Raw genomic sequence first — 11250 nt, forward strand, 5'->3', positions numbered from 1 at the left:
GATTCCCTCGGCGACAATGTTGAGATTTAGCCCTTTGCACAGGTGGATGATCGATTTTACAATTTCACCATCCGCCTGATCTTCGGGGAGGTTGTCGACAAATGATTTGTCGATTTTTAATTTATTAATCGGCAAATTTTTTAGATAGGCGAGTGATGAGTATCCCGTTCCGAAATCGTCTATCGCCAATTTAAATCCCATTTCAGAGAGTTGCATGAGTATATTTTTAGAATAGTCGGGATTGTTCATGATAATACTTTCCGTGAGTTCCAACTCTATCCATTCATGAAGACAACCGTGCTTTTTGAGGATTGCGGGGACGACTTTCTCCAAATTGCCGTGAATCAGCTGTTTGGCCGAAATATTGACTGCAATGTAGCCCGGATTGAGTCCCTCGTCTTTCCATTGCGTTATTTGTCTTGATGCCTCTTCAATCACCCATTCACCGATTTCGATAATAAGCCCCGTCTCTTCGGCAATAGGGATAAATTTGAGAGGGGATACAATCCCAAATTCCGGGTTGTTCCACCGTATCAGCGCCTCAAAGCCGATTATTTTTCCAAGAGTCATATCAACTTGCGGCTGATAATAGAGCAGGAATTCGTGATTGGTGAGAGCTTTGCGCAAGCTGTTTTCCAGTGTAAGCCGCTCGTAAACCTTTTGTGTCATCTCCTGTGTATAAAACTGATAGGTATTTTTCCCCTCTTCTTTAGCCTGATACATCGCCGAATCGGCATTTCGGAGCAGTTCCTCGGCACTTTGGGCATCGTTCGGAAAAAAGCTTGCTCCCGCACTGCAAGTAATAAAAATTTCATATCCACCTACATTCATCGGATCGGCAAGTCTCTCTAAAAAATCTTTGATAATCCCTTCCGTATCGTTTTTGGACTGTGCATGCTCCACGATGATTGCAAATTCATCCCCGCCGAAGCGGGCAACCGACCCTGATCCTATCGTATTTTCGAGACGCTTCGCTACCTCTTGTAAAACGCCGTCTCCGATACTGTGGCCGAAAGAGTCGTTGATCTCTTTGAAGCGATCTAGATCGATGAACCAGATGGCAAATGGCTGGTTTAGTAGAATATAGTGGTTGAGTTTTTCCACAAAATTAAGTCGATTAGGGATGCTTGTAAGGGAATCGTAGTGTGCGGAGTGATCCAAAATGTCTCTTTGTCTGACCAAAATGATTTGTTTTTCTTCGAGTGAAGCTAGAGCATTTTTGAGATTCTCCTGTGTCGCTAAAAGGCTGTTTTCTGCTTTCTTGATACTTCGGGAGACAAAATAGGCCAAAATGACGAGCAATACAAACGTTGCGATAATGACCAAAACAAGCATGATTTTGGCATTATTTAAATGCTTTTCTGCCTCCTGCGATTTGGTAAACTGGAAGGAATAAAGCTCATCAAGGAGAAAATCTTCATATTGCTTGAGATAGACGATTTTGTTATTTAAATCTCGGATTTTGATGTAGTAAGCACTGTTTTCATTGGCGTTGAGTCCCTCTCCGAGTCGCCGTAAAAGCGATTTTTCCATCATATTTTGCTTCGAAAATAGTTCATTGTCTAAGACGTTTCGTACTTGATCGAGTTCGCTGAGGATGATGTGTTTAAATTCGATCCACTCTTCTTTTTCTCGGATATTCGGAGTTAGTGCAGCAAAATGTTTTTGAAATTCCTCTTGGGATTCAAGAAGAGTTTGTTTTTGCTGTTCTAAATCCGATGTCGTCAGTAATCGTTCGGTATCGTATTTGAGGATGAAGAGAGACTCGTACGCCGATTTACTGAGTTCCTTATCCTCCGTAATCCGTTCGTAATCGCGTAGTAGCAGCACCAAAAGGGTTCCGACGACAATGGAACCACCCAAAATGGTAACGAGGCTGAGATTGGCAATTTTACGTAGAGTCAAAGTATTTTGCATAGCTAATTGAGCGAAGACTTATAAAAAGAACTTTGCTTTTCCCGCCCGATTTTATCGGTGATTTTTTCCCATTTTTCCGCCGCTTTATTCATCGCTTCTTGGGGCTTCATTTCTCCCATAAGGGCTTTGTATGCATACTCATCAATAGCCTGATAATACTCTCCGGCTCCGGGAATGGTAATGTCGTAAACGACGTTTGGATTCTTCAGCGAGACGGTGATCTCATCGAGATACGCTTTAGCCGAAGGGGTAGAAAATCCCGCGCTGTTCCATGAAGCGGGATCGTTAAAGTGAGAATAGCGGGAGGGGTTGACAGCCGTTCCGTTTGTTGCGGTCAGTTTTTTGGTCATCTCTTTTGAGGTCATATGCGCCGCAAACGCAAAGGCCAGTTCTTTGTTTTTGGACTCTTTATTGACCAAAAACATCCAGTTTCCGCTGATAGATGAGACACTGTTGGGGCGTTTGTCCCATTGGGATTTTCGGGCATTGTAGACGGTGTCCGAACCCGGTATCTGGGCATAACCGACGTTATCTTTGACGATGGAGACCGGTGAATTGGCGGCAAAGATTCCCATATCGGCCCAATCCATAGCCATGGCTACCTCTCCCGATGCAAAAGCGTTACGGACATCATGCCCCGCAAAGCTTGCCATCCCCGGAGGGCCGAACTGCATGAAATCAATATAATCTTTTAATGCTTTGACAAACGCGGGATTGTTGATGCGGGGCTTCATCGTCTCCGGATCAAAATAATAGGCTTTATCGTCAGGATGTTTGGCATACGCGGCGGCCTGAGCGAAAAATTGGAGCATAGAGATATCGTTTTTAACTCTCAATCCTGCCATCCCGTATTCCGGTTTTCCGTCATTGTCCCAATCCCAGCCGTTGAAAAACTGGGCTACATCTCGAAACGATTTCCATGTTTTCGGAGGGGTGAGCGGATAGCCGTATCGATTCTGGAAAGCAGCGCGATTTTTCGGATCGTCAAAAAGATCTTTCCGGTAGTAGAGATTGATACAGTCGCCATCATACGGGAGGCCGTAGCTTTTATTGTTCCACGAGAGGACACTATTGCGGTAAATGGGGAGAATATCTTCCCAGTCGATCTGTTTTTTGACCGATTCGGGGATTGGCTCGATATGGTTGTTCCCCAAAAGGGTTCCGTTCCACATAGAAATAACGACAAAAATATCATAGTTGAGATTTGGATCGGTGAGCGATTGATCAATTTTCTCGATGGTTTCATTCCAGCTTGGGGTGACAACGCGAACTTTCCCCCCGGTTTTTTTTTCGAATGCTTCGACTTCATCCAAAATCGGGCCACGTATGAGTCTGGCTTCGAGTGTCGGGACGATAAGAATGATCGATTGTCCTGCAAACGGCTTTGTGGGTGTGGGTTTTGACGTTGTTTTGTCTTGATTTTGACATCCTGATAAAAACAGAAGAGTGGTTAGAAAAAAGAGTACAGTAAATGAGAAGCATTTCATTCTTGGCTCCATGAGAATATTTTAATTCCGTAACGGTATCCGTCCCGATGGTCTGGCCTATCTATAGCAATTGATTTTATAGCACGCTACATTTCTTTAACCTTAATGGGGTTTTCTCTTAAACTTTTTCTTTCGCTTATTGCGTTGAGCAACTCCTAAAATCCCTTTCGCTACAATCCCGCACGAATAAAGATTGCATTTAAACGATAGTGTGATGAAAAAGGTTTTGCATGTCAAAAGTATTGATAATCGGCAGTGGCGGTGCGGGATTGGTGAGTGCGTTATCGGCACACGAAAAGGGTGCTGAGGTTATTGTCGCTTCCAAAACATTGCCGACCCGTTCCCAAACCTCAATGGCGCAAGGGGGGATGAACGCGGTTTTAAGTTCCGATGATGCAATCGAAAACCATATAGAAGATACTCTCCGCTCTTCTGCTGGATTAGGCGATGAATCGCAAATCACCTTTATGTGCGAGAGGGCTCCCGAAGCGATTCGATGGTGTAACACTATCGGATTGCCTTTTAGCCGTGATGATGGCGGAGAGATTGCCCGCAGACGGCTCGGAGGAGCGAGTGCTCCGCGTGCGTGCTATGCGCAAGACTATACAGGACTTAAACTTCTTCATACCCTGTATGATCAGTGTCTCAAAGCGGGAATCGAGTTTAAGAACGGGCGATTCTTGTTGAACCTCATCGTGGATCATGAGACTAACCGTGTGTTAGGGGGGACATTTTTAGATATCGAAACCGGTGACGTAGAAGAGATTCGTGCCGATACGGTGATATTGGCTACGGGCGGATACGGTGCCCTCTATGGTAAACACTCCACCAACTCGGTTCAAGCGACGGGGGATGGACTTGCGGCGGCAGTAAGAGCAGGGGCGAAACTCGCCGATATGGAGTTTATACAATTTCATCCGACGGCACTGAAGGGTTCTTCGATTTTGATCAGCGAGAGTGCTCGCGGTGCGGGGGGATATCTTCTCAACGCTGAGAATGAGCGGTTTACCGACGAACTCGCACCACGAGATATCGTGGCTCGTGCGATTCACGATGAGATAGATAAGGGTGGCACTGTTTATCTTGACATCCGCCATTTGGGAGAAGCGTTTATCAATCATACGCTTCCTCAAGAGAGAAAATTGACACAACTCTACGAGGGGATTGATCCCGTTCATGAACTGATACCGATCAAGCCTGCCGCCCATTACAGTATGGGGGGAATTGAGGTTAATGCCGATTGTATGAGTAGTGTGAATGGGTTGTTTGCCGTCGGTGAATGTGCAAATCATAAAACCCACGGAGCTAACCGCTTAGGGGGGAACTCACTTCTTGAGTTAGTTGTTTTCGGCCGTCACGGCGGAGCAAAAGCGGCTGAATACGGGACTAAAAATCCCATTCCCTCATCGGATAACCCACAGTTAGCGAAAGATACGAACTTTGTTCGCGGAGTGATGTATTTCACTAACCAGATAGACTTTTACCAAAAACAGGAGATGCTCGCCAATATCTTCTATAACAATGTCGGGTTAGTACGTGATGATATGGGGCTTAAAGCGGTGCTTGGCGCAATCCGTCAGATGCAGAAAGAGCTGCCGTTTATGGGGCCTCGCGATAAGTCAAAAGTGTGTAACACTAATTTGGTCGAATTTATTGAGTTTGGTAATAAAGTTGAATTAGCCGAGATCATTGTCGTGAGTGCAATCAGCCGTGTTGAGAGTCGCGGAGCACATTACCGACTTGACGCACCCGTGAGAAATGACCGAATGTTCGGAGCCCACACAATCACATGGAAAGAGGATGGAGTACTATGCGCGGATTTTATACAATGAACGAAGATATAGAGGATGATTTTGATGATGAAGAGAATGAACGGGAGTGGTGTGACTGATGGAAATAGTTATTTTACGCGGTGAAGAATCACAAGTCTATAACGTCGAGATAGAAAACATTACCCTCTTGAGTGTTTTAAATCACATCAAAACAAAAATTGATCCGTCGTTAACCTATTCTCATGGATGCCGTAGCGGGGTATGCGGCAGCTGTGCCGTCCGAGTGAATGGACGTGAGCAGTTGATGTGTGAATACAAACCCAGTGATGGCGATGTGATTGAACCGATTCGAAATGCTCGCGTAATTCGGGATTTGGTGGTGGACACATCTTCTATCGAGTATTTTAATTTACGCGCCAGCGCTTGGAGTGAAGGTTCGCGTGAGGGATGTGTTAGCGAAGAGGAAGCGAGCCGTATCGAGACGCAAACGGATTGTATTCTGTGCGGATCGTGTTACAGTGCATGCCCTGTCTATGCCGTAAATCCTGAATTCATCGGTCCCTTTGCCCTCACTCGTGTGTGGCGCTATGTGAATGATGTACGCGAAGAGAAGAGTGATGGGAAAATGGCGACAGTTCAAACCAATGGAATATGGGACTGTACCCTGTGTGGAGCCTGTGTTCCCGTGTGTCCACAGGGTATTGCACCTATGCAAGATATCCGAATGCTACGAACTAAAAGTGCTATGCTGGGGTATCCTGATCCGACGATGAATTTTGGAGGAGGTTTTGATTTGGGGGGATGGGATTTTTAAAACATTAAGGTTTTAGTGTGTTATACTAATGTTATAAAACAGTTAGGACTTTCATATGGCATCTGAACACTCTCTCGATATCTCCGCAAAAATTGATCTTCAAGCGTTTAAAGACGCTATTTCCCAAGCCGAAAAAGAGGTTATAGGACGTTATGACTTTAAAGGGGTCACGTACGAAATCAACTATCGCGAAAAAGAGAAGCAGCTAATTCTTTTGGCTTCCAGTGATAACAAACTCGACGCTCTTAAAGATATTGTTGTTGCTAAACTTATCAAACGGGGACTCTCTTCTAAAGCACTCAATGAACTTAAAACCGAGGATGCAAGCGGCGGGAGCCGTAAAGCGACCTATAAAATAGTTGATACCATCGATGCCAAAGAGGCAAAAAAAATTCAGGCCGAAATCAAAAACCTGAAAACAAAAGCGACGGTGGCTATTGAAGGTGAACATATTCGGATTAAGTCTAAACAGATAGATGAACTTCAAAAAATTATGGCTCACATCAAGGCTATGGAGTGGGAAGCTCCGCTTGTGTTTGATAATTTCAGATAAGAGTTTGAAATGAAGCAAAAAAAGTACAAACGGATTGATAAGCGGCTCATTACCGAAGGGTCACAAATCGATTTCAATCTTTTTTTGACGAATGAGACTAAAAATGCAATGACCATTTTTTTACAAAGTGACAGTGCGGTAAGTGGGGATACTAAAGTAAAACTTCGAGAAGTTGAAATGCTTTATATCAGTGAAGACGAGGAAGAACAATATCAATCTTATGTCAATAAACATCTTCAAAGTATCGCAAGAAACTCGGATATCCCGACGGAGCAAAAGGCCCGTTTAATTTATGAAAAAGCGTCTGAAACGATTGATGCTATGTTCAGTAATCCTGAATCGCTTAAAAACGTTGAAAATACGCAGCCGGTTGTCAACAATTTCATCGATATTATTCTTAACGACACGAGTGCTGTCGAATCGTTAATGAAGATTACGGCACACGACTATTATACCCATACCCACTCCATCAATGTCAGTATCTACACGCTCAGTTTAGGTTCTTTCTTAGGGATCACGGGAAAAGAGTTAGAAGTGCTCGGAATGGCGGCTATTTTACACGATCTTGGTAAAAGTAAGATCGACTACGAGATCATCAATAAAAATGGTAAACTGACCGACGATGAATTCACGCAGATGAAAAACCATCCTGCACTAGGGCATGAGATTGCTTTGAAGCTGGGTATCAGCGATGAGCGAATTTTAACCGGCATTCGTCACCATCACGAAAAGATTAGGGGGGGAGGATACCCCGACAATCTGAGTGGGGAGCAGATTAGTCAGTTTGCTCGTATTATCGGTGTCTGTGATGTCTTTGATGCCCTCTCAACCAAACGTTCCTATAAAGACCCTATGAGTTCTTTTGAATCACTTAAGCTGATGAAAGAGCAGATGGAGGGGCATTTGGATATGGGACTTGTAAATGCCTTTATTAAAATGTTACATACACAAGGAAAATCATGAAGAAAATGACCATCGCCGATGCGGCGGAGTATTTTAATGTTTCCAAAGAGGCGATTCATAATCGGATACGGCGCGGCAGTTTGGATTGCATCGTTGATAACGGAGTGAAATATGTTGCTGTTGAATCGGCGAAAAGTAATGTTTCCGCTAACGTTGTGAGCGATAGCCGTTATACCCACTATATCGAGCAGGAAAATGAGCGTCTCCGCGAAAAAGTAGATGTTCTCGAAAAAGAGACGAACCGCTTGCGTGATCAGCGTGAACAAATGTTGATCGACGAACGGGTCAAAGTAGAGCAAATATATAAAGAGCGCGATGCACAGCTGCGCAGTGTTTTGCATGTGGTGGCAACCAAATTTCTCTCTCATGCTTCCGTGGATGATGTCATGGAAGAGGCAAAGACGGTAGAGGCTATTAATGTCGATGTGGTTGATACCGAAATCGAGGAGTGGATTTCATTAAAATCCTTTTTGAAGCTCAAACGTTATAACGATAAAGAGAAAAAAAAGATCAAGAGTCGCTTTGAAGCAGTGATGGGGGATGATGTGAGGCTTAGTCTCCGTAACGGAAAGGTATTTCTCAATCCTTCCGAATACGATTACTCGGATTTGTTGCGTTAGGCAACGATTGAAGTGAAACAAATACGCATTTTCCGGCGATACGATGAAAGCCATCCCCCATCATTTGTAGAAATTGAAAAATGGCTTTTAGACGTCAATGACATTCTTGAGTTTGACCTTTTTCGCAGTGAAGGGAAATTTTCGGAAAAAATACTTTTTTGGTCTAAAAATACGATTATCGATACGGAAATCAAAACGGAAATAGATCAGATGCGCGCTCTTTACATACGTCAAAGCGATCTTCCTTTATACAATCTGTTTGTAGATAAGATCGTTCAGGCGGTGGCTCGAAACGAGCATATACCGATCATTAAAAAAGCGGCGGTCATCTATCGGCAAGCCTCGGTTATTCTTGATGAGATGTTTGAAAATCCCGAAGAGCTCGAAAATGTCCCAAAATCAAAAAAAGTGGTCAATACGTTCGTCGATACAATTTTCAGTGATTCTTATGCGATAGAGTCTATGATCAAAATTACTGCCTATGATTATTACACCCATACCCATTCGATCAATGTGTGTATTTATTCTCTGAGTTTGGGATCATTTTTAGAACTTAACGCGATAACCCTTGAAGAACTCGGGATGTCGGCATTGCTTCATGATTTGGGGAAAAGCAGAGTCGATTCAAAAATAACCAATAAAAAAGGGCATTTAACCGATAGTGAATTTGAGGAGATGAAGCATCATCCTCTCTATGGACATACGATCGCTTTAAAGATAGGAATTCGTGATAACCGTATTCTCGATGGGATACGTCATCATCACGAAAAACTTGACGGAAGCGGCTACCCTGATGGGCTCATGGGGAAAAACATTACGCTCTTTGCTCGTATTATCGGTGTATGTGATGTATTTGATGCCATCTCAACCAAACGCTCTTACAAAGATAGTATGAGCTCCTACGATACCTTGATGCTAATGAAAAAAACGATGCAGCACCATCTCGATATGGAGATAGTTGATGCATTTATTCGAATGCAGCAGCACGATGATATTTTATCGGCGGTTTGAGGGGAAACGTTTTCTCGCTTCGGTAGAATTTTGCTGCCCTTTAGCTCGGTTGAGATTATTAAAACAGCTTTGGCAAATCGCAAATTCGCTGTTTGGGGCTAACGGTTTTCCGCACGTTTTACACCGTGGGACAAAATGGCTTTGTTGGAGCGAATTTTCGATAAAGCGGTTCAGCTCTCCTCTAAACGTCCGTGCTTTTTCGGCATCGACAAAGAACTCTCCCAATCGATACGACAGCCATAGATAGAGACTGATCTCTTTAATCCGATCTTCCGCCTCTTGAAGCTCTTCCATAGAGAGGGCATAATGACCCAAGCGCTGCGGCGGGATATAGGCGATCGGTTTTTTCTGCTCTAATGCTCTTACATAGCGTTCGAATGCCGCCATAACGAGCGGTGATGAGGTCGAAAGGGGTGCGGTAGCAAGGGTATATTTGGTTCGCATATCCAAATCATAGCGATCGACGATAGCGGAGGCCTCCTGCATCGATTCGAGGTTGGCGGCACGGAATGGCCCTTCGAACTTCATGTTCTCGACAAAAAAATCAACGATATTGGAGAGTGATTTCTCCTCTAAAATATTGGAGACGAGCATAATGTGATCAAAATTTGCCATTACGTTAAAGGGGAGAGCTATCGGATCGATTGTTTTGGTAAAGAGGGTGGTGATGGTTTTGAGGACATCTCCGCTAAGGGCACCGACATACCCTTTTTCACTTAACCCGTATCGTCCCGCACGTCCTGAGATTTGCCGTACCTCAGTGGCGGTGAGGTTACGCTGGTTTTGGCCGTCGAACTTGTCGGCTTTGGAAAACAGCAGTGTTTTGATCGGGAGGTTCAGCCCCATACTGATCGCATCGGTTGCAACAAGAATGTCCGTCTCCCCTTCGCGGAAACGTCGCGCCTCTTCGCGGCGTACTTCGGGACTTAGGTTTCCGTAGATAACGCTGGTTTTATACGTTTTAGAGAGTTGCTGTTTTAATCGCAGAGCATTGGAACGGGTAAAGGCGATCACGGCAGTTTTAGGCTCAATAGCGTCAATTGCAGTGGCAGATTTGAGAAGTTCGAGAGGGTTTTTACGCTCAAACTCGACAATCTCCAACGGCTCACCCAGATATTCGGCTAATGCGATAACCGCCTCGCGGGCATTGGGCGATCCCGTCATGATAACCGTTTTCGCAGGTGCTCCGATGATGGCATTCGCCCACGCCCATCCCCGATCGCGGTCATCGATCATTTGTACCTCATCGATAACACAGCAATCGACCTCTGTTTCGAAACTGAGCATCTCGATGGTGGAACTGATATGGGTTGCATCCTCATCGAGGAGTTGTTCTTCTCCGGTGATAAGCGATGCGTTGACCCCATCCTCACGAAGCGTCTCGTACCCTTCTAACGCTAACAAACGCAACGGCGCGAGATAATATCCCGTCCCCGCCTTTTTGAGCTGTTGAAACGCCGTATAGGTTTTACCGCTGTTAGTAGGCCCGGTATGAAAAATAAGACGGCGTCGCAGTGAACGTGCTAGCGGGAATAGATTTTTGAAATCGCGCACGGTTCTGGCGAGAAGTGCTTGGCGCTGACGTTTGAGCAGTTCGTTCGCATTGCGCTGGTCAAACGAAAAGAGTACCCGTCGAGTCGTTTTGGAACTGATATGGGGAGTATGGGCGAGATAGGGAATGAGGAGTTCATAGACAACCCCATAAAGAACTTCATCGCTCATCTCTAAGAGTTTAGACCTTGTACGGCACTCTTCGATGAGATGATGTAACTCATCCAGAAATGCTCTCTCTTCCTGAACACTTTGTTTCTCGACCATCGTTGCGATAGTCAGCTCTTCTTCATTCCATATTTGGCGGCTCAGCTCGTGCGCATCCAGATGAAGGGAGAGGGTATATTCAAGCGGCTCAGTGCGATGGGGCAGGATAAGCTGTTTGTTAATTTCGATGATTAAATCGTCACTTCCGATAGATGTTAGCGGAGTATGCAAATGGTGCGTCAATACCTCTCGTAATACTTCAAGCGAGAGGGCCCCATAGGTTTGGGTGGAGGGGGGTGCGCTTTTGAGAGAAGCGATAATCTGCTCTTTCGTGAGATAACGGTGAGAAGCGAGA

The 11250-nt window shown here is 44.8% G+C and carries 9 protein-coding genes; 6 read left to right on the plus strand and 3 right to left on the minus strand.

The window, feature by feature from the left end; all coding sequences use genetic code 11:
• Window positions 1–1905, minus strand: a 1905-nt coding sequence (locus A2517_RS01165) for an EAL domain-containing protein (protein ID WP_294893535.1), incomplete at its 3' end; no start/stop codon positions are given.
• Between the two features lie 14 nt (window positions 1906–1919).
• Window positions 1920–3404, minus strand: coding sequence for an extracellular solute-binding protein (locus A2517_RS01170; protein WP_294893536.1), 1485 nt, complete (start codon window positions 3402–3404; stop codon window positions 1920–1922).
• Between the two features lie 230 nt (window positions 3405–3634).
• Between A2517_RS01170 and A2517_RS01175 the strand changes: the two genes are divergently transcribed.
• From A2517_RS01175 to A2517_RS01200, 6 genes are read left to right on the plus strand one after another with little or no spacing between them, the layout of a single operon-like run.
• On the plus strand, window positions 3635–5236 hold the full coding sequence (locus tag A2517_RS01175; RefSeq protein ID WP_294893537.1) for an FAD-dependent oxidoreductase: 1602 nt from the start codon (window positions 3635–3637) through the stop codon (window positions 5234–5236).
• Window positions 5237–5294: 58 nt separating this feature from the next.
• Window positions 5295–5990 carry a 2Fe-2S iron-sulfur cluster-binding protein gene (locus tag A2517_RS01180; RefSeq protein ID WP_294893538.1) on the plus strand — a complete coding sequence of 232 codons (696 nt, stop codon included), beginning with the start codon at window positions 5295–5297 and terminating at the stop codon, window positions 5988–5990.
• 55 nt (window positions 5991–6045) lie between these two features.
• A complete protein-coding gene (locus tag A2517_RS01185; protein ID WP_294893539.1) occupies window positions 6046–6543 on the plus strand; it encodes a YajQ family cyclic di-GMP-binding protein in 498 nt (165 codons plus the stop codon).
• Between the two features lie 9 nt (window positions 6544–6552).
• Entirely contained in the window at window positions 6553–7506 is a 954-nt protein-coding gene (locus tag A2517_RS01190) for an HD domain-containing phosphohydrolase (RefSeq protein WP_294893540.1), read from the plus strand.
• The gene (locus tag A2517_RS01195) at window positions 7503–8126 is read left to right on the plus strand and encodes a DNA-binding protein (protein WP_294893541.1); all 624 of its coding nucleotides are present in this window, start codon (window positions 7503–7505) and stop codon (window positions 8124–8126) included. The genes A2517_RS01190 and A2517_RS01195 overlap by 4 nt, the downstream gene beginning before the upstream one ends.
• Before the next feature lie 12 nt (window positions 8127–8138).
• Window positions 8139–9137: an HD domain-containing phosphohydrolase gene (locus A2517_RS01200; protein ID WP_294893542.1), complete on the plus strand. Its 999-nt coding sequence runs from the start codon at window positions 8139–8141 to the stop codon at window positions 9135–9137.
• Here the strand turns inward: A2517_RS01200 and A2517_RS01205 are convergent.
• Window positions 9123–11250, minus strand: a 2128-nt coding sequence (locus A2517_RS01205) for a helicase-related protein (protein ID WP_294893543.1), incomplete at its 5' end; no start/stop codon positions are given. The genes A2517_RS01200 and A2517_RS01205 overlap by 15 nt on opposite strands.

Origin of the sequence: Sulfuricurvum sp. RIFOXYD12_FULL_44_77 (genome assembly GCF_001830725.1) — a bacterium.
GTDB classification, from domain to species: Bacteria; Campylobacterota; Campylobacteria; order Campylobacterales; family Sulfurimonadaceae; genus Sulfuricurvum; species Sulfuricurvum kujiense_A.